The sequence below is a fragment of the Pseudomonas fluorescens genome, from assembly GCF_001648775.1.
GTDB classification, from domain to species: Bacteria; Pseudomonadota; Gammaproteobacteria; order Pseudomonadales; family Pseudomonadaceae; genus Aquipseudomonas; species Aquipseudomonas fluorescens_M.
The window spans coordinates 602,530-624,386 of sequence record NZ_LVEJ01000010.1 but is presented as its reverse complement, the minus strand read 5'-3'; the positions used below and the strand labels follow the sequence as shown (position 1 = coordinate 624,386).

Genomic DNA, 21,857 nt, shown 5'->3' with positions numbered 1-21,857 from the left:
GCCGGCCTACGCCTTGACCCAGCGCTGCCGGCTCCACGCACTCAGCCAGTCCACCACAAACACCAGCACCAGCATCGCCATAATCACCGTACTGGCTTGCGCTTCCTGGAACAGGCTGAGGCTCACATAGAGCATCTGCCCCAATCCGCCGGCACCGACAAAACCGAGCACGCTGGCCATGCGGATGTTGTTTTCCCAACGGTAGAGCATGTAAGCGAGCAGTTGCGGCGCAAGGTTCGGCAAGGTCCCGTAGCAGAAGGCCAGGATTGGATTGCCGCCCTCCAAACGAATCGCTTCGGCCGGTTGTGGCGGGGTGTTTTCCAGCGCCTCGGCGAACAAGCGACCGAGCACGCCGGTGGTGTGCAGGGCGAGGGCGAGGGTGCCGGCGTTCGGGCCGAGGCCGGCGGCGAGCACCATCAGCGCGGCCCAGACCAGTTCCGGAATCGCCCGCAAGGCATTGAGCAACAGGCGCGAGGCACTTTGCAGTGGCCAGCCGAAACGCCCGGCGGCAGGCAGCGCGAGGACGATGCCAAACACGGCGGCGAGCAACGTGCCGAGGGCCGACATGGCCAAGGTTTCCAGCGAACCGTGGAAGATTGCCTTGAGGTAATCGGCGCTCAGGTCCGGGCTGAAAAAGCGCTGCACATAAGCGCCCATCTGCTTGAGGCTGGTGGCGCTGCCGAGTTCACCGAGATCGAGCCCCAGATACGCGAACGAGGCGATGACGGCGAGCCCTATGCTGGCGATCAGCAGCAGGTTGATCAGACGGTTCATATCAGCCTCCAGCGCAGCAAGCGGCTGAGTTGATCGGCGGCCAAAACCAGAATCAGAAAGCACAGCAGAATACTCGCGACTTCACCGCCGGCGAACATGCGGATCGACAGGTCGATCTGTTGTCCCAAGCCTCCGGCGCCAACAAAGCCCATCACCACCGAGGCGCGAATCGCGCATTCCCAACGATAAACCGTGTACGAGAGCAATTCCGACGCGACATTGGGCAGCGTGCCGTAAGCAAACGCCGCCAGACGACCACTGCCAGCCTGCAACAGCGCGTGGGCCGGACGCTGATCGGTGGATTCGAAAATCTCCGCGTAGACCTTGCCGAGCATGCCACTGTAGGTAATCGCGATGGCCAATACACCCGCCGCCGGACCGAGGCCGACGGCGCGGACAAACAACAGCGCCCAGACGATTTCCGGCACGCTGCGCAAAAAGATCAGCAGGCCGCGCACCGGCCAGCGCAGCAGACGCCCCAGTCGACTGGGCACGCCACCGCGTGAGGCGGCGGACAGCGACAGCGCGCGACTGGCGATCAGGCCCGCCGGTATCGCCAGCAACAGCGCCAAGGCCATACCGGCGGTGGCGATGGCCAGGGTTTGCAGGGTGGCTTTGAGCAGTAACTGGAGAAACGCTTCGTCATGCGCCGGTGGCCAGAATTGCGCGACAAAGCGGCCCATTTCATTCTGGCTGTCGGGCAGCAACACGCCCAGGTTCAGCTCACTGAGCTGAACGCCCGGCCACAGCAAGGCAATCGCCAGCAACGTCAGCAGCAGCCGTGGCCACGCCGCCGGATCGCGTGAATCAGCCTTCAGCATCGTGGAATCTGCACAGTCAGGGGCGCCACCGCAGCGGTCGGTGATTGCAGTTTTTCGTTGGCGTATAGCGCATCGAGCATTTCATGGCTGACTTGAGCGGAAGGGCTGTCGAACAGAATCTGCCCGTCGCGCAAACCGATGATCCGAGGGAAGTGCGACAACGCCAGATCCACCGCATGCAGGCTGGCCACCAGCGTCACGTTGTGCTCGCGAGCGTGGCGCGAGAGGATCGACAGGGTGTGCCCGGCCATGACCGGGTCCATGGCGGACACCGGTTCGTCAGCCAGCAGTATCTCCGGCGCCTGATACAACACCCGGGCAATTCCGACGCGCTGCAACTGGCCGCCGGACAATTGCTGGCAATGGGCGAAGAGTTTGTCGCCCAGATCCAGTCGCGCCAGCGCCGCGCGCGCACCGGCCACATCCAGTGGATGCAGCAGATTCAAAAGGCTTTTACCCAGATTCCACTGCCCAAGTTTGCCGGCCAGTACGGCAGTAACCACGCGCTGACGCGGTGGCAATGGCGGCGCCTGATGCACCAGACCAATCCGCGCGCGCAGACGTTGACGCTGACGGGCCGACAGGTGCCAGGCGCGTTCGCCGAGCACTTCGATCTCGCCGCTGCTGGGCCGCAGTGCGGTGGCCAGCAGGTTGAGCAAACTCGATTTACCGGCCCCGGACGGGCCAATGATGGCGACCTGTTCGCCAACGCCAATCTGCAAGTCGACACCGCGCAGGGCGTCGACTCCATTGGCGTGGCGCAGGCTGCCGTGTTTGAGGCGTAGGGTCATTTCAGCAGTTCGGCGGCGCGGGCGGCTTCCTCGATGCCCTTGTAGTTCTCGGGCTTGGTGTCGATGAAACGGCTGGCGGCTTGCAGATCAAGAATCTTCTTCTGCTCAGGGTTGGCCGGGTCCAGATCAAGGAAGGCTTTCTTGATTTTCGCCGCCAGTGCCGGGTCGAGGGTGCCGCGCACGGTCCAGTTGTAATCGAAGTAGGTCGGGGTGGTGGCGAAGACTTTGACCTTGTTGGTGTCGACCTTGCCGGCGTCGACCAGTTTTTGCCAGACGCTGGCGTTCAGCACACCGGCGTCGACCTTGCCGGCCTGCACCCACGCCACGGTGGCGTCGTGCGCGCCGGAGTAGGCGACGCGACTGAAATACGCTTCAGGTTTGATGTTGTCGTTTTTCAGCATGAAGTAACGTGGCATCAGGCTGCCGGAAGTCGACGACACCGAACCGAAGGCGAAGGTCTTGCCTTTCAGGTCGGCGAGGCTGTGCACATTCGGGTCGGCGGTGATGAATTTACTGGTGAACTGCGCATCCTGTTCGCGTTGCACCAACGGAATGACCGGCGTGGTCGCGTCGGTTTTCAAGCGTGCCTGAACGAAGGTGAAACCACCGAGCCAGGCCATGTCGAGGCGATCGGTGGCCAGTGCTTCAACCACCGCCGGGTAGTCGGCTACTGGCACGAACTGCACCTTCATGCCCAATTGCTGTTCCAGATAAGCGCCCAACGGTTCGAACTTGCGCAGCAACTCGGTCGGTGCTTCATCGGGAATCGCGCTGACGCGCAGAACGTCGGCGGCGTGAGTTACCAGCGCAGAAAAGGACAGGGCCAGGCCGGCGGTCAGTGCCAGGGTTCGTTTGAGCATGGAATTCTCCGTTTCGTGAGCGTCAAAAGGGCTGAAGTGGCGACGTGAGGCGCAAACTCAGGGTAGACGAAACGGCGAGGTTATACGCACTCAAGGCATCAAAGACCAGCATCAACAGATGTGGTTTTGTAAGCCGGCCAATCCTTGAAGGTGAGCGTTGATCGTATTGTTCGCCGGGGCGCGGGCTATGCCGGACGCGACGAGTTCACTTCGCTTGTTGAATTCTTGCCTGAGTGTCCTGATCAATGAGGGCGCGCAGTGCAGCGAAAATCGGTGCAGCACCGGTGTGCTTCTCACCGTAGGTCAGATTGAAGCGGTAGTCGAAGTCCGCCGGGTTCTGGCCCTGAGTGTGTTGCAACAGGGTTTCCAGCTTATCCAGTGCCTTGACCGCTTTGGATTCGGCAGACCGGGCATGTTCGTAGTCGTCCCACAACGCGAGAATCTCGTTTCTCAGCGTCTCATCAAGCGAGCGGGTGAGCAGCAGAAGGTCGTTACGCTCCTGCTCAGCCTTGTCGGGGAACGCGGCCTGATCGACTGCCGGGATGTCGCCATTGATCGCTTCGCCCAAGTCGTGAATCACGCACATCTTCAGCACTTTCAGCAGGTCGAGTCCGACCAGTTCATCGGCGAAAACCATCGCCATCAGGCACAGGCGCCAGCTGTGTTCGGCGGTGCTTTCGGTGCGGCCATTCGAGGTGTGTGCGCTTCTGAGGACGTCCTTGAGCCTTTCTGCTTCACGCAGGAATTCAAGGCGTCCGCTGATTTTTTCGAGGTCCATGAACTTGCCCGATGGTGGAACCGAGAGGCAAGCCTAGAACTGATGTGGGTGAGCGTCCACGCATAAAATATGCGTTCAGAGCGTCTCGACCAGCCGCGCCGCCGTGCCGTCGGACAACGGAATGCGGGTCCAGCGGCACAGGCTTTGGCGGATCGGCACAATGTTGGAGTCGTTGTTGCCGGTGACAAATTCCAGCGCCGGTGGCGCCTGCAGCTCACGCCAGCCGAGGGTGTCGAGTGCGAGTTCGTTGCTGGCGATTTCCGCCGTCACGAAACGCCACAGCGATTGCCCGAGCAATTCGCTCAGCGGGCTGGCGAACTGTGCGGCACGGGCCGGGGAGCAGGCCAGCAAACGGTGAGTGAGGTCGCAGACCAGATGCACCGGTCGTGCACTTTCGCGCACCAAGCGGGCGAGGGCTTGGTCGGCCGCCGTGTCGAGGCGCGCGGCCAGCAGTTGTTCAAGCTGTAGATGCGCCGCTGAATCCATCGCCAGCACGCCGCTTTCCCAACGGGAAATGGTCGATTGGGTGACGTTGAACATCTGCGCGGCGTGGCTTTGCTTGACGCGATGCAACAGGCGCCAACGACGCAGGGCGATGCCGGGGAGGGCCGGTTCGAGCAATGAAACTGACATGGCGGATGTCGGGAAAGACTAAAGGGCCGACAGTCTGAAGACTGCCGGCCCACGCTGCAAATCCACCTGACGATCAGGCCGCTTCGGGTAGCTTGGCAATCACCTTGATCTCGAAATCAAAGCCGTACAGCCAGGTCACGCCAATCGCGGTGGCGGTCGGGTGCGGGGCCTCGCCCCAGAATTCGCTCAGCACCAGATTCCAGATCGTCTCGAACTTCGACTGCGGATCAACGATGAACACGGTGACGTCGACCACGTCGTCAAATGTGCAGCCAGCCTCCTTAAGGATCGCATTGAGGTTGTTGAAGGCCTGGCGCACCTGGGTTTGCAGATCCGGCTCCGGCGTGCCGTCCTCAGTGCTGCCGACCTGTCCCGAGACAAACAGAAAACCGTTGGAGCGCACCGCCGGCGAGTAACGATGGCGCTCGTAAAGTGCGCGGCGGGCAGGCGGGAAAACAACATCGCGCTGGGTCATGGGGTGTCTCCATCAGTGAGTTGATGGAGCCACTTTAGGTATTTGCAGTCGTGCGATAAACGCGCAAGCTTGGCGTTCACTGTTCGTGAATGCCAAACAATCAGAGGCTTAAACGTGGACCGATTTGATGCAATGCAGGCGTTCGCCCGGGTGGTCGAGGCCGGGAGTTTCACCAAAGCCGCGGAAACCCTGCACATGAGCAAGACCACCGTGACTCAACTGGTGCAACAACTGGAGGCGCGGCTGCGGGTCAAGTTGCTCAACCGCACCACGCGCAAGGTCAACGTCACCGCCGACGGCGCCGTTTACTACGAGCGGGTGGTCAAGTTGCTGGCCGATATGGACGACGCCGAAACCAGCCTGCCCGGCGCCGCAGCGTTGCCTTCGGGCCGGCTGCGCGTGGACGTACCGAGCCCGCTGGCACGGCTGATTCTGGTGCCGGCCTTGCCCGCGTTTCATGCGCGTTATCCGGACATTCAGATCGACATGGGCGTCAGCGACCGCATCGTCGACATCATTGATGAGAACGTCGATTGCGTGGTGCGCGGTGGCGAACTGTTGGACTTGTCGTTGATGGCGCGCAAGGTCGCCGATCTGCAGTTGGGTGTATTTGCCGCACCGCAATATCTGGCTCGCGCGGGTACGCCGGTGCATCCACGGGAGCTGGAAAACAGCCACCATCGCGTGGTCGGTTTCCTCTGGGCGCGCACCGGCAAACCGGTGCCGTATGCCTTGCGCAATGCCAGTGAGAACCTGCAAATCAAAGGCCGCCACGTACTGGCAGTTGATGACGGCAACGCCTACCTCGCGGCAGGACTGGCCGGCTTGGGCGTACTCTGGCTGCCCAAGTACATGTCCAGCGCTCACGAAGCGCAGGGCGAACTGGTAGCGCTATTCGAGGACTGGCAACTCGAACCGATGCCGCTTTATGTGGCTTATCCGCCGAACCGGCATGTCAGCCTGAAACTGCGAGTGTTCATCGACTGGATTGTCGAGGTAATGGCGGCGCATGCACCGGTCATTGATCGCTCAGGTTATTGATCAGCCATTCGCTGAAACTGCGCGCCATCGAGTCGTTTTCGCTGTCGCGATGAGTCAGCAGCGCCCAGTTCGGCCCGCGAATGGTGCCTTCGACGAGCGGCTGCAACAGGCCATCCGCCCGCGCCTGACGGCTGAGTAACTGGCTCACCAGCGCAATGCCGAGCCCCGAGCATGCGGCGTCCAGCAGCAATCCCGGGTCGGAGAAGTTCAGGCCCTGATCCTGTTGGCCGACATCGATCCCGGCCTCGACCGCCCAGTGGCTCCAGTCCATTTCCCGCTCACCGTGCAAGGTCGTGCGCTGCGCTTGCGGTTGCTTCAGCACGCGTGGGTGGCAGGCCGGATAGAGGCGATCGGCGTGCAGCACTTTGAAGCTGCATTCGGCTTGCGAACTGATGTCGTCGCGCACGGCGAGGTCGATGGTCTGCGTGGCCATGTCCGGCACTTCATCGGTGCTGTAGATCCATAAATCCACCTCTGGATGCAGTGCGCGAAAGTCCGCCAACCGTGGCAGCAACCAATGCAGGGCAAAGGCCGGCGTGGTGTTGAGCACCAGTTGATTGGGTTTCTGATACTGACCCAGACGCCGAATCCCCACCGCCAGTTGCTGCAGCATCGCCTGGGTAGTGCTGAGCAAATCGTGCCCGGCATCGGTCAGCGCCACGCTGCGACCGCTGCGGAAAAACAACGGCTGCTCAAGGTACGCCTCAAGGCTACGAATCTGCTGGCTGATCGCCGACTGGGTGAGGCTCAGCTCTTCGGCGGCCTTGTGAAAACTGCCCAGCCGGGCAGCCGCTTCGAAGCCGCGCAGGGAGCTGAGCGGCGGCCAGTGTTTGAGCATATCGATAAGCTCCTCTAATCAGTTATCCACTAAATCCATTGTTTGTTTGCCTGTTTACGCGTCCGTAGCATGGTCGGCGTGAACACATTGGCTTAACTAACGAGGCATATCATGCAGTACAACGACAATAAAAACAGCGCCTGGATGATGCCGGCAGAGTGGGTGACTCACGCCGCGACGTGGATGGTCTGGCCGCACAACCAGACGTTGTGGGAATCCGGTTGGCGCGTGACCCTGGCGCAAGTGCAGGAAGATTTCGCACGCGTCGCCAACGCCATCGCCCGCTTCGAACCGGTGAAACTGGTGGTCGATCCATCGGCCATCGCCAGTGCCAAAGCGTTGTGCGGGCCGAACATCGAATTGATTGCGCTGGCCGTGAATGACAGTTGGTGCCGCGACTCTGGCCCGACCTTTGTCTGCCACCCTCAGCAAGGTCTGGCCGGTGTGAGCTGGCGCTTCAATGCGTGGGGTGGCAAGTCGGCGCATGACCTCGACGAAAGCCTGGCGCGTCGTGCGCTCAATCACCTCGGCCTGGAATGCTTTGGCACGCCGCTGAGCAACGAGGGCGGGGCGATACATGTCGACGGCCAAGGCACGCTGATCACTACCGAGTCGGTGCTGCTCAACCCCAATCGCAATCCCGGCATCGGCAAAGCCGAGATGGAAGAAATCTTCAGCCGTTTGCTCGGCGTGAAGAAAACCATCTGGTTGCCGGGTGATCCTGATTACGTCACTGGCGACATGACGGACGGCCACGTTGATGGCGTCTGCGCCTTTGCCCGTCCGGGTGTGTTGCTGGTTGACGCCACCCACGATCAATCGTCGGTGTACGCCGAAGTGGCACGGGAAAACCGCCGAGCACTGGAACTGGCCACCGATGCGCAGGGCCGCAAGTTCGAGCTGATCGAACTGTTCGAAGCCACCGATGCGGTCGACACCGAAGCCGAAGTGTTCTGTGCGTCCTACACCAATTTCTATATCGCCAACGGCGCGGTCATCATGCCGGCGTATGGCATCGAGGCTGACAACGTCGCCGCCAAAGTATTGGAGAAAGCCTTTCCCGGCCGCGAAGTGGTGCCGGTGCGGATCAACCATTTGGCTCACGGCGGTGGCGGCGTGCATTGCATTACCCAGCAGCAGCCAGCCTGGCCGGCGGAGGGTTAAGCGATGACGTTATTAACCCTCGCCACCACGCAGATGCCGTGCACCTGGGATTTACCCGGCAACCTTGATCGCGCCGAGCATCTCGTGCGCGAAGCGGCGCAGCAGGGCGCGCAAGTGATCCTGTTGCAAGAGCTGTTCGCCACGCCGTACTTCTGCATCGAGCAAAGCCATAAACACATGGCGTTGGCCGAGGAATACCGCGACAGCCGCGTGCTTGCGCGCTTCGCCGCACTGGCCCGTGAACTGGGCGTGGTGTTGCCACTGAGCTGGTTCGAAAAGGCTGGCAATGCCTACTTCAACTCGCTGAGTGTGGCCGATGCCGACGGGCGTCTGTTGGGTGTGTATCGCAAGACCCATATCCCCAACGCCATCGGTTATCAGGAGAAGGAATATTTCAGCCCCGGCGACACCGGTTTCAAAGTCTGGGATACCGCGTTCGGCCGCCTTGGCGTCGGCATCTGCTGGGATCAGTGGTTCCCGGAAACCGCCCGTTGCCTGGCGTTGATGGGCGCCGAAGTACTTCTGTATCCAACTGCGATCGGCTCAGAACCGGGTTGCGCGGCGCTGGATTCCCGCGATCACTGGCAGATGACCATGCGCGGTCACGCGGCGGCCAATTTGCTACCGGTGGTGGCGTCGAACCGCGTCGGTCGAGAAACCGCGACCACCGATTCGAACCTGCAAATGAGCTTCTACGGCTCGTCGTTCATCAGCGATCACAAAGGCCAATTGCTCGCCAGCGCTGACCGCGACAGCACCGGTGTGCTGGTTCAGCGCCTCGATCTGGCGGCCATGCGCGAAGAGCGTTTGAGCTGGGGCATCTATCGCGATCGTCGTCCGGACATGTACGGGCCGCTGCTGAGTCAGGACGGTCGCCACCTTCATGCACGCTGGAACACCCAAGGGGTTTGACATGGCTATCCACCACAAACGCTTACGCGGCGCGATCGGCCTGGCGCTGATCTGCTTGATGCCGTCGCTGCACGCCGAAGACAAAACCCTGCGGCTGTACAACTGGGCGGATTATTTTGCCGAAGACACGCTGAGCCGTTTCACTGCCGAAACCGGGATCAAGGTGATTTATGACGTCATGGACGGCAGCGAAACCCTCGAAGCCAAAATGCTCTCCGGCGGCAGCGGCTACGACCTGATCTTCCCCGGCGACACCGTCGCCGAACGCTTGATGCGCGCCGGCAGCCTGATGCCGCTGGATCAAACGAAGCTGACGGAACTGGCCGACATCGAACCCGGTTTGCAGAAACTGCGCGGCCATTACGAACACTCCAGCAAAGCCACCGTGCCCTACACCTGGGGCACCATCGGCCTGACCTACAACGAGGAGCAGATCAAAAAACGCATGGCCGACGCGCCGGTCAACAGCCTCGACATGCTGTTCAAACCGGAGCTGGCGGCGAAGTTTGCCGATTGCGGAATCTCGATGATCGACTCGCCGGATGAAGCGCTGGCCGTGGTGCTCAATTACCTCGGTCGCGATCCGCGCAGCGGCAAAGCCGAGGATCTGGCAGCGGCCAGCGAATTGCTGATGAAGCTGCGGCCGTACATCCGCAAGTTCCAGTCGCAACCGGTCACCGATCTGGTTAACGGCAACCTGTGCCTTTCACTGGGTTACAGCGGTGACATGACCCAGGCTCAGCGCACTTCGGACAGTGCCGGTAAGCACACGAAGTTTCAGTATCGCGTGCCCCGCGAAGGCACCACGGTGTGGATGGACACCATGGCCATTCCGGTCGACGCGAGACATCCGGAATACGCCTACGCGTTTATCAACTTCGTCATGCGCCCAGCGAACATGGCAGCGATCAGCAATTTCACCGGTTACCCGACCTCCAACGCCAAGGCGCGGGCGAACGTCGATGCAAGCATGCGTGACAACCCGGATATCTACCTCGACGAGGCGACCTATGCTCGATTGATTCCGGGCAAGGACATTCCCCAGGCTGATATGCGAGCGCGCATGCGCACCTGGACCAAATTCAAGACTGCCACTGGCCAATGATCCATGGCCGGCGTGTTGCGCCGGCCTTTTTTCTACAGGAAAAGCAACATGTCGACTCGTCGCGAGTTCATCAAACAAGTCACGGTCGCCGCCGGTGTCGGCGCGGCATTTATGGGCCTTGGCCTGTCGCCGGGCACAGTGTTCGCCGCTGCGCAAGGACGCTGGTTCATGCCTGACGAAGGCGATAAGCATGAGCGCGCCTACATCGCTTTCGGCGCGCAAGACGCGATCTGGGAAGACTTCACCGAAGACGTTCAGGAAGCCCTCGGCCGCGTCGCCCGCGCCATCGCGCGGTTTGAGCCAGTGACGGTGTTCTGCCGCAAAAATGAGCGCAGCATCGCCGAGGAATTCTGCGGCACACACAACATCACTTACGTCACCGCAGCGCTCGACGACATCTGGATGCGTGACATCGGCGCCAATTTCGTTATCGACGATAAGGGTGGTTTGGGCGCGGTGGACTTCAACTTCAACGGTTGGGGCGGCAAACAGCAGCACAGCAAAGACTCGAAGATCGCCGCACTGGTCGCCGACGACGCACAAGCCACCTACATCCGCACCGATCTGGTGGGCGAGGGCGGCGGCATCGAGGTCGATGGCCACGGCACCGGAATCATGACCGAGAGCAGCTGGATCAACAGCAACCGCAATCGCGACTGGAGCAAAGCTGATGTCGAAGCTGAACTGAAGGAGCGTCTGGGTCTGCGCAAAATCATCTGGCTGCCGGGGATCAAGGGCAAGGACATCACCGACGCCCACGTTGATTTCTACGCACGATTTATCAAGCCCGGTGTGGTGATTGCCAACCTCGACACCGACCCTGAATCCTACGATCACAAGGTCACCCTGGCGCACCTGGAAATCCTCAAGAACGCCACCGATGCTGATGGTCGCAAACTCCAGGTCCACACGATGTCGCCGCCGCTCAATCCGCGCAAAAGCAAGTTCAACAAAAACAACCCGGACTTCGCCGCCGGTTACATCAACTACTTCGTGATCAACGGCGCGATCATCGCTCCGGAATTTGGCGACAAAGCCGCGGACAAAAAAGCGTTCGACCTGCTGTCGCAGCTGTATCCGGATCGCGAAATCGTCCAGCTCGACATCGATGCCATCGCCGCCGGTGGCGGCGGAATTCACTGCGTGACCAGCCATCAACCACAGGCGTGATTGACTCTTTGGCGGATCAAGCCAAATATCGGCGCATAACAACATGACCGATGGACCAGACCTTGATCGAACGACGCCAATTCAGCGGGGGCATGAAGGGGAAAAACCTCCGCTATCTGAATGAGCAAAGCGCTGATAACGCCCGCGTGACCCGCACCGGTTTTTTGCTGCTCGAACACTTCTCGCTGCCGGCCTTTACCCAGGCGCTGGACACCATCATCACCAGCAACCTGCTGCGCCCGGGGCTGTTTGCTTCGCGCACGTTCGGCCTCGGCGAAGCTGAAGTCATCAGTGACCTGGGCCTGGTCATCCGCCCCGATGCACGTCTGGATTCGGTCGCGCTTCAGCAGCTGGATCTGCTGGTGGTGTGTGGCGGGTATCGCACCGAATTGCGCGCGAGTGACGAGTTTATTCATTTGCTTCAGGTTGCAGCGGAGCGCGGCATCTCGCTCGCCGGGTTATGGAATGGCTCGTGGTTTCTTGGCCGGGCCGGTTTGCTGGATGGTTATCGCTGCGCGATCCACCCGGAACATCGCCCCGCGCTGACCGAAATCGCTAAAACCACCCACGTCAGCAGTGAGCCTTACGTGATTGATCGCGACCGGCTGACGGCTTCGAGTCCGTCCGGCGCTTTTCACATGGCACTCGACTGGATCAAAAGCCTGCACGGCAAGGCGTTGGTCGAAGGTATCGAAGACATTCTGGCTTTTGAGGAGTCGCGCTACCGCCGGATCAAACCCGATGAAAACCTCTGCGTCAGTGCGCCGTTGCGTGAAGTGGTGAAACTGATGGACGCCAATCTGGAAGAGCCGCTGGAGCTGGAGCAACTGGCGGTGTACGCCGGCCGCTCCCGCCGGCAACTCGAGCGCTTGTTCAAAGAACAACTGGGCACCACGCCGCAGCGTTATTACCTCGAACTGCGCATCACCGAAGCAAGGCGTTTGCTGCAACACACCGAGCTGTCACAAGTGGAAGTGCTCGTAGCGTGCGGCTTCGTTTCCCCAAGCCATTTCAGCAAATGCTACAGCTCGTATTTCGGCTACAGACCTTCCAAAGAAAAACGACTGGTCAAATAACCCAAGCCGTCACCCACCTGAATTCACCTCGAAATCCCACGTCGGCGAACCTCGCCCAAACACCCCGGTCAGTTCCCTCTCCCTCTGGGAGAGGGCTAGGGAGAGGGCTAGGGTGAGGGGCTTTGTCGGCGGCACCAACCGCTTCCTCACTAGAGTTCACCACGGTATCCCACGTCGGCGTACCTCCCCCAAACACCACGGTCGGTCCCCTCTACCTCTGGGAGAGGGCTAGGGTGAGGGGCTCTTAAACACCATCACCGACACACGTTTAACTTACACGCACTGTTACGCCATAACGGCTACAACACCTTGCGCCGTTGCCTACGCGTACGCCAGAATCCGCCGGCTTACGCGCCTTGAGGCGGGCTGTATCGTTTCTCTGTCACTGCAAAACAGTGATCGGGTTTGGTAGCCCGTCTTCTAAGCGTTATGCGCCGCTATATGCAGCCTCTTTTCGGGGCTCGTTTTTATATGGTGGCCATGCGTGGGGCTCCTTCGGGAGCGCCGGGGTTTACTCGCTTAGACCGGTCTACCAACCTGCGCAATGGTCACCACCTCGTTTGGTAGCGTGAGTGATGGCTCCTTATTTTTTGCTAAGCGAGTGTCATCTATGTTCAAAATTACGCCAAACCCGCCAGAAGCCGATCCAATCCCCTACGACGCCGCACTCGAACCTCGAAACATCAAAGAGGCCACCGAACGCGCGATCAATTTCTACCTCAATCCTTCCGCGCAGAAGACTTCAATACCCACCCGCAAGACCGGCAAGATCTACCTCATCGACCCCACAGTGGATAACGAAACGTTGCTCGTCGAAGCGACCGAAACCCTGTCCTCGGCCAGTGACATGGCCCGAGATCTCGCCGATTCGATTGACCCTTCACAGCGCAAAAAGATGCTGATCCTGCAACAGGTGATCATGCTCAGCGAGCTGGTGGTCGGTCGAGTCCTGGATAACCAGCGCTTGCCGCACTAGTCGCGGTGTAGATGGGTGAGGGCGCGCGCGCCCTCATTTGCACGCAAGCGTCCGCGATCGCGACGCTTCACGCCTTCTATCAAAGAACCGCAAACGGTTTTTGTCTGGAGTTTCAGCTGATGTCCCAACCACCCGAACCACCGGTCACAGACCTGGTGTCCCCGTACGCATCGCCCAATTCAAGAAAGCTTCACGAAGCGGCAGAGCGTGCGCTCGACCATTACCTGTTGCCTGCCGCGATCATGGCCACACCCTACACGCCCAGTACGATGTTCATGGTTAACCCGCAATCCGACGCCGAGTCCTTGCTGAGCAATGCCAGTGGTTCCCTCGCGTCTGCCACGGTCATGCTCGGCAATTTTGCCGGGGTGCTGGAGGGATCAAACCGCCATACGCTGCTGGGTATTGCGCAAGTGGTCATGTTGGGGGAGTTGGCGGTGAACAAGGCGTTGGATCTGGTTGTGCCAACCGAGTAATCACACGTTGATGATCAAGCAGTCAGCCTTTGCGGGCTGACTGCTTTTTTGTTTCTACAGGTGATCCGCATCAATCACAGCCTTGGCAAACGCCTGCGGATCTTCCTGCGGCAAGTTGTGGCCAATCCCGCCATTGATCAAACGAAACTGATACTTGCCAGTAAAGCGCTTGGCATAATCCTCCGGCGCCGGGTGCGGCGCACCGTTGGCGTCGCCTTCAAGGGTAATGGTCGGCACGCTGATCGACGGGGCGGTGGCGAGCTTCTGCTCCAGCGCCGCATATTTGTCCTCACCCTGTACCAGACCCAGACGCCAGCGATAATTGAACACGGTGATGTCGACGTGATCCGGGTTCTCCAGCGCCTTGGCACTGCGGTCGAACGTGGCGTCATCAAACTTCCATTGCGGCGAAGCGGTTTGCCATATCAGCTTGGCGAAGTCGTGGGTGTTCTTCGCATAGCCGGCACGACCACGGTCGGTCGCGAAGTAGAACTGATACCACCACTGCAATTCCGCCTTGGGCGGCAGCGGGTTCTGCCCGGCAGCCTGATTGCCGATCAGGTAACCGCTGACCGAGACCAGCGCCTTCACTCGTTCTGGCCACAGCGCCGAAACGATATCCGCCGAACGCGCGCCCCAGTCATAACCGCCGAGCACCGCTTGCTTGATCTTCAACGCATCCATGAAGTCGATGACGTCACTGGCCAGCGCCGCCGGTTGACCGTTGCGCAGGGTGTCTTTGGAGAGGAACTGCGTATCGCCATAACCCCGCGCATAAGGCATCAACACCCGATAACCCTTTGCCGCAAGCAACGGCGCGACTTCGTCGTAGCTGTGAATGTCGTAGGGCCAGCCGTGCAGCAAGATCACCACCGGGCCATTCGCAGGGCCGGTTTCGGCGTAGGCTACGTCGAGCACGCCGGCCTTAACATGCTTGAGCGGGCCGAAAGGCGAGGGCGCGGAATAACTGACGGCGGAAGGTTCAGCGGTTTGCGCCTGAGCGCTGCCAAAAGCGCCGAACAACGACAAAGCCAGAATCGACAAACCGAACGCGGTGTTGCGGGTGTGCAGTGCCTTTTTCATGGTGACGTCTCCTTTGCGAGCCTTTGGCCAAGGGTTCTGAATGAACACCTGAAACCTTGAGTGCATTAGAGCGTAGGGACGTATCTGGCCTGTGTCGTAAAACGGCTTTGTTGAAAGTCGATGTGTCGCGGCGGGGTTCGTACACAGTGTGATACACGGCGGCGAAACCGACTCGGCATGGGCCTGATTCAGGCCAAAATAATAAGTAGCTGTTTTAAAACAAAAAATATTTCACTTCGCGCTTCCCAAAGCCAAAAAACCTTGGTAAATTGCGCCCCGTTCTCACAGCGAACCTAACGAAGTAGCTGTACAGAGCAGTAGGGGCGTCGCCAAGCGGTAAGGCAGCAGGTTTTGATCCTGCCATGCGTTGGTTCGAATCCAGCCGCCCCTGCCATATTCGAAAAAAACGCCAACTTCGCAAGAAGTTGGCGTTTTTTTATGCCTGCGATTTGGTGTATTCGCAGAAGGGCGGGCGAGTACGGCGCCGAAGCACCGTACTCGCCAACCACTCAGTGCGGTGCGCGCGGAATGGTTTTCATCAGGTCTTCGGGGCTGATATGGCCGACCACGCTGCCCGGTTGCGGCAGGTTGAGGATGTGGCCTTTCATCTTGCCGATGATGTGCATCTCGCACGGTTTGCAATCGAACTTCAGCGTCAGCACTTCATCGCCGTGGATCAACTGCATCGGTGCAACCTTGGTGCGCACACCGGTCACGCCTTTCGCCTGTTTCGGGCACAGGTTGAAGGAGAAGCGCAGGCAGTGCTTGGTGATCATCACCGGCACTTCGCCGGGCTCTTCGTGCGCTTCGTACGCTGCGTCGATCAGCTTCACGCCGTGACGGTGGTAGAAGTCGCGGGCCTTCTGGTTGTAGACGTTGGCGAGGAAGGTCAGGTGCGAATCCGGATACACCGGCGGCGGACTGGTTTCGGCTTTACGGCCGCCACGCGGGTGCGCAGCGACACGGGCGGCGGTCAGGTTCTCGATCACTTCACGGCGCAGGGCTTTGAGCTGCGAGTTGGGGATGAAGAACGCCTCTGGCGCATCCAGCTTGATGTCGGTGGCGTGGTACTGCGTGGTGCCGAGCTGGCCGAGCAGATCGCGCAATTGCTCCAGCGCCTGTTCAGGCTTGTTGGCCACACCGAACGGACCGGGCAGGGTGACGCTGGCGCTGATGCCTTCTTCACTGGTGGCGGTGACTTCCAGCTGTTCTTCACGCAGACGTGCGAGCCAGCTGAGGGCCACGCGACGCTCGGACGAGGTCTTTTGCAGCGCCTGTTGCCAGTTGTGATCGAGGTTGCGATTCAACGGGTGGTTCGGGCGCAGCTTGAACAGGCCTTCGGGCATTTCGTTCGGCTCGACGCGGTAGCGATAGCGCTTCTCGCCGTCTTCTTCGAACTCGCCTTTGGCTTCAGCGATGTTGGCGCGGAAACCGACCACTTCGCGTTTGACCAGCACGTTAAGGCCATCGCCGTTGGACAGCGGCTCTTGCGTGACAACCTGCATGTCGCGCTTGCCGACTTTCTCGACGGTGCCCACTGGCAAACCGGTGAAGGTCGGCGAGTCGAAAGCGCCGATGTCGATCTTGCGATCGGTGACGAAGTAGTCGGTGCTGCCACGGTGGAAGGTTTTTTCTGGATCAGGCAGGAAGAAGTGCGCGGTGCGGCCGCTTGAAGCGCGGGCCAGGTCCGGGCGGTCTTCGAGCACGTCGTCGAGGCGCTGGCGGTAATAGGCGGTGATGTTCTTCACATAGCCCATGTCCTTGTAGCGACCTTCGATCTTGAACGAACGCACACCGGCTTCGACCAGCGCGCGGATGTTGGCGCTCTGGTTGTTGTCTTTCATCGACAGCAGGTGTTTTTCGTAGGCGATCACGCCACCCTTTTCATCTTTCAGGGTGTACGGCAAACGGCAGGCTTGCGAGCAGTCGCCACGGTTGGCGCTGCGCCCGGTTTGCGCGTGGGAGATGTTGCACTGGCCGGAGAAGGCCACGCACAACGCGCCATGGATAAAGAACTCGATGGCGGCGTCGGTTTCGTCGGCGATGGCGCGAATCTCTTGCAGGTTCAGCTCTCGGGCCAAGACCAACTGCGAGAAACCGGCCTGATCGAGGAACTTCGCCCGCTCAAGGGTGCGGATGTCGGTCTGGGTCGAGGCGTGCAGCTCGATCGGCGGAATGTCCAGCTCCATCACGCCCAGATCCTGAACGATCAGCGCGTCGACACCGGCGTCGTACAACTGATGGATCAGCTTGCGCGCCGGCTCCAGTTCGTTGTCGTGCAGGATGGTGTTGATGGTGGTGAAAATGCGCGCGTGATACTTGCGGGCGAATTCCACCAGTTCGGCGATTTCGCTGACTTCGTTGCAGGCGTTGTGGCGCGCGCCGAAGCTCGGGCCGCCGATGTACACGGCGTCGGCGCCGTGCAGGATCGCCTCGCGGGCGATGGCGACATCGCGGGCAGGGCTGAGCAATTCCAGATGATGCTTGGGCAAGGACATAGTTTTTTTAGTCAGGCTGTCACGGTTAGCCGCGCATTCTACCCGTGAAACGCGCGCCCGGCACGCCTGTGCTGCCCGATGGCAACTGACACCGCACAACCCCTTGTGGGAGCGAGCCTGCTCGCGAAGGGGCCATCACATTCAGCATCAATGGTGCCTGAACTGAAGCCTTCGCGAGCAGGCTCGCTCCCACAGGGTTTTGCGGTGTGAAGTCAGGCCTTGGCCGCCATCGCGGTCACTTCCACACGCATGCCTTCAACCGCCAGGGAGGCGACGCCGACTGCGGCACGCACCGGCCATGGCTTGGCAAAGAAACGCTTGTAAACCTCGTTGAACGCGGCGCGATCGGCCATGTCGGTGAGGTAAATGGTCAGGTGCATGACGCGGTCCATCGAGCTGCCGGCGCGCTCCAGTGCCACCTTCAATGCTTGCAGGGTGCATTCGCTCTGCAAGGTGATATCGCCCAGTTCCAGGCTGCCATCGGCACGGGTCGGGATCTGGGTGGAAACCATGATGCCGTTGAACGTGGTGACGTCCGAAGAAATCGAATCCGCGTCCGGATCGGGTGTAAAAGTGATGTCTTGGTTGGCCATGCGGATCCCTTGTTTGAGCGAGTAAAGATCGCGGCAGTTTACAGCTTCGGGGCCGACATGGCCCGTTTGCGCACGGGCAGTCTGTTAGGGATTGATCAAACCGGCTGCGTCGCCGCTTCAGCCGCTATGGCGGCAAGGACACTGGGGCGGGCGGCGACCCGCCGCGAGTGGGCGGCCAGCGCCGGCCAGTCCTGCAAGTCGATATTGAAATTTGGCAACCACCCCAGCACGGTGAACAGATAGACATCGGCGACGCCGAACGTGCCCAGCAAATAGTCCTGATCCACCAGCCTGCGGTTCAGGTAGTCCAGGCGCTTGAACAGTTTGTCGGTGAACATCGTTTTGGTCGCCTGTGGGATCTGCGCATCGAACAGCGGTGCACAACCACCATGAATTTCCGTGCTGATGAAGTTCAGGTCCTCCTGCAAACGTGTCCGCTCCCAACTGCCGAGTGCCGGCGCCAGCGCATTTTCGGCAACCTGATCGACGAGAAACTGCAAGATTGCCGGGCCTTCTGTCAGCACTTCGCCGTTATCCAGCACCAGCGCAGCGACGTAACCCTTGGGGTTGATGGTGCGAAAGTCTTGCCCGTCGGCCGTGCGCTTGCTCTGGTTGTTGACGCGAATCAGCTCGAAAGGCAGGCCCAATTCGCGCAGCACAATGTGCGGCGCCAGCGAGCAGGTCATGGGGGCGAAATACAGTTTCATGGCACTTCCAGTGGGTGAGGAGGTGTCAGCATCCATTGCCACGGCAAGGCTTCGCAAAGGTCATTTGCAGTGCTAGCGTATGACAAAATCTCATGGGTAATGGATTCGCCATGGTCGCCAGACTTCCTTCGCTCAATGGCTTGAAAGCTTTTGAGTGCGCCGCACGGCATATGAGTTTCACCAAGGCCGCTGAAGAACTGAATGTCACCCAAACCGCTATCAGCCATCAGATCCGTCGGCTCGAAGAGGAGTTGGGCGTGAGTCTGTTTCTGCGGCTCAAGGATGGGCTGGCGCTGACTGAGGACGGCCAGGCGTATTGGCCCGGCATTCGCTCAGCGTTCCACGAACTGCGCCATTCAACGCAGGCGTTATCGGAGTCGCGCCACAACAGTGTGTTGACCATCAATACCTTGGTCTCCGTTGCCTCCAAATGGTTGTTGCCGCGATTGCCGTCCTTTCAGCAGGCGTTTCCCGCTATTGATGTGCGCATCAGCGCGTCCACTGAATTGGTGGATTTTCGCCGGGGCGGGATCGATGCCGCGATTCGTTACGGGCGCGGCGACTGGAAAGGACTGCGTGCCCATTTCCTGATGTCGGATGAGATTTTTCCGGTGTGCAGTCCGGCACTGGCAAAGACCTTGAGCACGCCGGCGGATCTGGCCAATCACACCCTGCTGCAAGTCAGTGGCGTGACGGCCAGTGACTGGGGCACGTGGCGACGTGCGGCGGGTCAATCGCCGCAACTCGCTGACGGCTCGCGCCTGACCTTTGATCTGGCGATGATGGCGGTACAGGCCGCGGTTGACGGGCAGGGCGTGTGCATTGGCCGTTCAACCTATGTCGACGACGATCTGCGGGCCGGGCGTTTGGTGGTGCCCTTCGATCTGCGTTTGAAAGATGAACTGGGTTTCTATCTGGTGACGCCTCATGAAACGGCGCAGGCGAAGAAAATTGTCGCCTTCAGAACGTGGCTGTTGGCACAGGCGTCAGCCGGCAAAGCCTTTGTATAAGCGTGTATCTATCTGCCGTGGATACACATGTGAACACTAAACTCAGGCTTTGCGACACATCCTTCCTACATGCCCCGCTCAAAGTAGAGGCCACCACACCACTATGTTCGAGAGGGCTTCATCATGCTTCGTCCACTGTTACTGGCCAGCGCTGCGCTACTCGCTTCAATGATCGGCGTCGCCCACGCGGCTGATGCGCCGGCCAAGAGCTGGCAACAAGGCTTGAGCCGCACCGATCTGGTTCGTCAGGACCTCGGTACCGCCGAGCGCGAGGTGATTCAGGCGCGCGTCGATTTCGAACCGGGCGTGACCTCGCCCCGACATGCTCATCCGGGTGTGGAAGTCGCCTATGTGATCAGCGGCACGTTCGAGTATCAAATGGAGGGCAGGGCGCCGGTCACGTTGAAGGCGGGGGATTCGTTGTTTATCCCGGAAGGGGTGGCGCATGTTGCGAAGAATGTTGGCGCAGACAAAGGCTCGGAGCTGGCGACTTACATCGTCAAGAAGGGTGAGCCGGTGCTGATTCTCAAGCCGTAGCGCTAACGCGTCGGACCGTAATAAATCATGTGCAGCGTCAGCAACTCTGCAATAGCGACCACCACGCACAACCTGACGAACCCCGCAGTAAAAACCCTGCGGGGTTTTTCGTAGGTGAAGTCGAAACCGCACAGTAACAACAGAATACCGAAGAAGGTTTTTATCGCACGCATCAGCGTTCATCCTTGGCCGTGCCACGTTGGCACGGCTGATTCATGAGCCAGTTCCAGATTCCACTCTTCAGTGCAGCGTCACGACCCTGCGACTTTCGCCAATTCTGATTCGGTCCAGCGCCCGGTTCAACGCATCCAGGGCATCGAGCAGGGCCTTGGCCTCGGCTTCTCGGCCTTCGCCCCAGAGGCGTTCGGCCATTTTGTTCAGGGCCTGGATCGAGCGCTCGATGTCTGCTGCGGTGGCGTTGTCTTTAGGGGATGGTGGTTTCTTCGGCATTCAGGATTCATCCTTCAAAGTACATCTGGCCGCCTTTTTCGCCGTGAATTTACCCGGTTTTCAGGGGGGGGGCTTAGCTACTTTCACTCAGCCAGAATTTAAGGGGGAATGGCAGGCAGTGCATCGCTTGAGGCCAACCCGTAGAGCGGGTTTTCGGTTTTTTGCAACTCTGGCGATTTGAGCTAGCGTAAGGTGGCCGCATTGACGGTTCTGACGATTACAGAAGACAGCCTTTTGATTCGTACTGATTACGGCAACACAGTCCAATTAATAGTGGGCAAGGAGGCAACATGTTAAGACATTTTTCAACTATTTCGACCCCGGTCGAGACTGCCGTACCTGCTGTAGATTTCAATGGCAAGTGGCGCAATGAACTTCATTCGGAAATGGAGTTACGCGTGGATGCGGCCACGGGCAAAGTTATCGGTACATATAGGACCGGTGTTGGTACACCCAATCCTACTGAAGACTTTGATCTGGTTGGCTTTGCCGCGGGTGATTTGCTGTCGTTCACTGTGAATTTCGGCAAGTATGGCTCGTTGACCAGTTGGTCGGGGCAGCACACGAGTAGTGGTGTCAAAGATATTATCAAGACGATGTGGCTATTGGCTGAAAACGTAAAGGATGCAGATGAGCCCGATAAGCTGTGGGGTGCAATGCTGACAGGGGCAGATACATTCCATCGTTGAACTCTTCTGTTCTTAAAGGAAGGCGTTTGCGCTTTCCTGCAATTTGATCATAGGAAGGGATCTCGGTTTACGGGGATCAAAAAGCCCGCTGCGCCGGTTGTCCCGGCCTGATCAGGCCCACGCAGAAAAACAGGGAGTTTTGGCAAGGGCAGCCCTTGGTCTTCACCTTGAAGAAGGTGCGCAAACGAATGATGCGTGCAGAGTAAAAAACCAGAACCCCAGAAACGACAAAGCCCTGAATAATCAGGGCTTTGTCGTACATAAGATGGCGGAGGCGATGGGATTCGAACTCATGGACCTGTTACAGTCGACGGTTTTCAAGACCGTTGCCTTAAACCACTCGGCCACACCTCCGTTGCGTTGCGGGCGCCATAATACCTGAATGAAACACACTGTCAAA

General features: G+C 59.6%; 25 protein-coding genes and 2 tRNA genes. 12 read left to right on the top strand and 15 right to left on the bottom strand.

Annotated elements, in window-relative coordinates; genetic code table 11:
* Window positions 1-6 precede the first annotated feature (6 nt).
* From phnE to A8O26_RS12795, 7 genes are all read right to left on the bottom strand, one after another.
* A complete protein-coding gene (gene phnE / locus A8O26_RS12825) occupies window positions 7-774 on the bottom strand; it encodes a phosphonate ABC transporter, permease protein PhnE (protein ID WP_064118331.1) in 768 nt (255 codons plus the stop codon).
* Window positions 771-1,595: a PhnE/PtxC family ABC transporter permease gene (locus A8O26_RS12820; RefSeq protein ID WP_064118330.1), complete on the bottom strand. Its 825-nt coding sequence runs from the start codon at window positions 1,593-1,595 to the stop codon at window positions 771-773. Before A8O26_RS12820 ends, phnE begins: the two co-directional genes overlap by 4 nt.
* The gene (locus A8O26_RS12815; RefSeq protein WP_064118329.1) at window positions 1,589-2,386 is read right to left on the bottom strand and encodes a phosphonate ABC transporter ATP-binding protein; all 798 of its coding nucleotides are present in this window, start codon (window positions 2,384-2,386) and stop codon (window positions 1,589-1,591) included. The genes A8O26_RS12820 and A8O26_RS12815 overlap by 7 nt, the downstream gene beginning before the upstream one ends.
* On the bottom strand, window positions 2,383-3,246 hold the full coding sequence (locus A8O26_RS12810) for a putative selenate ABC transporter substrate-binding protein (RefSeq protein ID WP_007919100.1): 864 nt from the start codon (window positions 3,244-3,246) through the stop codon (window positions 2,383-2,385). Before A8O26_RS12810 ends, A8O26_RS12815 begins: the two co-directional genes overlap by 4 nt.
* Before the next feature lie 205 nt (window positions 3,247-3,451).
* The gene (locus tag A8O26_RS12805; protein WP_064118328.1) at window positions 3,452-4,024 is read right to left on the bottom strand and encodes an HD domain-containing protein; all 573 of its coding nucleotides are present in this window, start codon (window positions 4,022-4,024) and stop codon (window positions 3,452-3,454) included.
* Window positions 4,025-4,099: 75 nt separating this feature from the next.
* Window positions 4,100-4,657: a helix-turn-helix domain-containing protein gene (locus A8O26_RS12800; protein WP_064118327.1), complete on the bottom strand. Its 558-nt coding sequence runs from the start codon at window positions 4,655-4,657 to the stop codon at window positions 4,100-4,102.
* A gap of 73 nt (window positions 4,658-4,730) precedes the next feature.
* On the bottom strand, window positions 4,731-5,132 hold the full coding sequence (locus A8O26_RS12795; RefSeq protein WP_064118326.1) for a RidA family protein: 402 nt from the start codon (window positions 5,130-5,132) through the stop codon (window positions 4,731-4,733).
* 114 nt (window positions 5,133-5,246) lie between these two features.
* On the opposite strand from A8O26_RS12795, the gene A8O26_RS12790 reads away from it, so the two are divergent.
* Entirely contained in the window at window positions 5,247-6,173 is a 927-nt protein-coding gene (locus A8O26_RS12790) for a LysR family transcriptional regulator (RefSeq protein ID WP_064118325.1), read from the top strand.
* Here the strand turns inward: A8O26_RS12790 and A8O26_RS12785 are convergent.
* On the bottom strand, window positions 6,151-7,011 hold the full coding sequence (locus tag A8O26_RS12785; RefSeq protein WP_064118324.1) for a LysR substrate-binding domain-containing protein: 861 nt from the start codon (window positions 7,009-7,011) through the stop codon (window positions 6,151-6,153). The two genes, A8O26_RS12790 and A8O26_RS12785, sit on opposite strands and share 23 nt — an antisense overlap.
* Before the next feature lie 111 nt (window positions 7,012-7,122).
* On the opposite strand from A8O26_RS12785, the gene A8O26_RS12780 reads away from it, so the two are divergent.
* From A8O26_RS12780 to A8O26_RS12750, 7 genes are all read left to right on the top strand, one after another.
* On the top strand, window positions 7,123-8,175 hold the full coding sequence (locus A8O26_RS12780; RefSeq protein WP_064118323.1) for an agmatine deiminase family protein: 1,053 nt from the start codon (window positions 7,123-7,125) through the stop codon (window positions 8,173-8,175).
* A 3-nt stretch (window positions 8,176-8,178) separates the two neighbouring features.
* A complete protein-coding gene (gene aguB, locus A8O26_RS12775) occupies window positions 8,179-9,087 on the top strand; it encodes an N-carbamoylputrescine amidase (protein ID WP_064118322.1) in 909 nt (302 codons plus the stop codon).
* A gap of 1 nt (window position 9,088) precedes the next feature.
* Window positions 9,089-10,192, top strand: coding sequence for an extracellular solute-binding protein (locus tag A8O26_RS12770; RefSeq protein WP_064118321.1), 1,104 nt, complete (start codon window positions 9,089-9,091; stop codon window positions 10,190-10,192).
* A 48-nt stretch (window positions 10,193-10,240) separates the two neighbouring features.
* Entirely contained in the window at window positions 10,241-11,362 is a 1,122-nt protein-coding gene (locus A8O26_RS12765; protein WP_064118320.1) for an agmatine deiminase family protein, read from the top strand.
* Between the two features lie 50 nt (window positions 11,363-11,412).
* Window positions 11,413-12,438, top strand: coding sequence for a GlxA family transcriptional regulator (locus A8O26_RS12760; RefSeq protein ID WP_064118319.1), 1,026 nt, complete (start codon window positions 11,413-11,415; stop codon window positions 12,436-12,438).
* Between the two features lie 610 nt (window positions 12,439-13,048).
* Window positions 13,049-13,414, top strand: coding sequence for a DUF6124 family protein (locus A8O26_RS12755; protein ID WP_064118318.1), 366 nt, complete (start codon window positions 13,049-13,051; stop codon window positions 13,412-13,414).
* A 119-nt stretch (window positions 13,415-13,533) separates the two neighbouring features.
* A complete protein-coding gene (locus tag A8O26_RS12750) occupies window positions 13,534-13,890 on the top strand; it encodes a DUF6124 family protein (RefSeq protein WP_007919067.1) in 357 nt (118 codons plus the stop codon).
* Between the two features lie 54 nt (window positions 13,891-13,944).
* Here the strand turns inward: A8O26_RS12750 and A8O26_RS12745 are convergent, their stop codons facing one another.
* Entirely contained in the window at window positions 13,945-14,973 is a 1,029-nt protein-coding gene (locus A8O26_RS12745) for an alpha/beta fold hydrolase (protein WP_064118317.1), read from the bottom strand.
* 319 nt (window positions 14,974-15,292) lie between these two features.
* Here A8O26_RS12745 and A8O26_RS12740 point away from each other — a divergent pair.
* Window positions 15,293-15,367, top strand: a tRNA-Gln gene (locus A8O26_RS12740).
* Window positions 15,368-15,482: 115 nt separating this feature from the next.
* Here A8O26_RS12740 and A8O26_RS12735 read toward each other — a convergent pair.
* From A8O26_RS12735 to gstA, 3 genes are all read right to left on the bottom strand, one after another.
* Window positions 15,483-17,471: a peptidase U32 family protein gene (locus A8O26_RS12735; RefSeq protein ID WP_064118316.1), complete on the bottom strand. Its 1,989-nt coding sequence runs from the start codon at window positions 17,469-17,471 to the stop codon at window positions 15,483-15,485.
* Between the two features lie 212 nt (window positions 17,472-17,683).
* Window positions 17,684-18,064, bottom strand: coding sequence for a RidA family protein (locus A8O26_RS12730; RefSeq protein ID WP_064118315.1), 381 nt, complete (start codon window positions 18,062-18,064; stop codon window positions 17,684-17,686).
* 95 nt (window positions 18,065-18,159) lie between these two features.
* Window positions 18,160-18,771: a glutathione transferase GstA gene (gene gstA / locus A8O26_RS12725; RefSeq protein WP_064118314.1), complete on the bottom strand. Its 612-nt coding sequence runs from the start codon at window positions 18,769-18,771 to the stop codon at window positions 18,160-18,162.
* A gap of 110 nt (window positions 18,772-18,881) precedes the next feature.
* Between gstA and A8O26_RS12720 the strand changes: the two genes are divergently transcribed.
* Both A8O26_RS12720 and A8O26_RS12715 read left to right on the top strand, forming a co-directional pair.
* A complete protein-coding gene (locus A8O26_RS12720) occupies window positions 18,882-19,781 on the top strand; it encodes a transcriptional regulator GcvA (RefSeq protein WP_155740657.1) in 900 nt (299 codons plus the stop codon).
* A gap of 123 nt (window positions 19,782-19,904) precedes the next feature.
* Window positions 19,905-20,318 (top strand): cupin domain-containing protein, encoded by a 414-nt coding sequence (locus A8O26_RS12715; protein ID WP_064118312.1) that lies wholly within the window; start codon window positions 19,905-19,907, stop codon window positions 20,316-20,318.
* Between the two features lie 2 nt (window positions 20,319-20,320).
* On the opposite strand, the gene A8O26_RS29950 is transcribed toward A8O26_RS12715, so the two are convergent.
* Window positions 20,321-20,491: a hypothetical protein gene (locus A8O26_RS29950; RefSeq protein WP_172828148.1), complete on the bottom strand. Its 171-nt coding sequence runs from the start codon at window positions 20,489-20,491 to the stop codon at window positions 20,321-20,323.
* 67 nt (window positions 20,492-20,558) lie between these two features.
* A complete protein-coding gene (locus tag A8O26_RS12710) occupies window positions 20,559-20,768 on the bottom strand; it encodes a hypothetical protein (RefSeq protein WP_064118311.1) in 210 nt (69 codons plus the stop codon).
* Between the two features lie 290 nt (window positions 20,769-21,058).
* Between A8O26_RS12710 and A8O26_RS12705 the strand changes: the two genes are divergently transcribed.
* On the top strand, window positions 21,059-21,457 hold the full coding sequence (locus A8O26_RS12705) for an avidin/streptavidin family protein (protein WP_064118310.1): 399 nt from the start codon (window positions 21,059-21,061) through the stop codon (window positions 21,455-21,457).
* A 266-nt stretch (window positions 21,458-21,723) separates the two neighbouring features.
* Here A8O26_RS12705 and A8O26_RS12695 read toward each other — a convergent pair.
* Window positions 21,724-21,811, bottom strand: a tRNA-Ser gene (locus A8O26_RS12695).
* Between the last annotated feature and the right edge of the window lie 46 nt (window positions 21,812-21,857).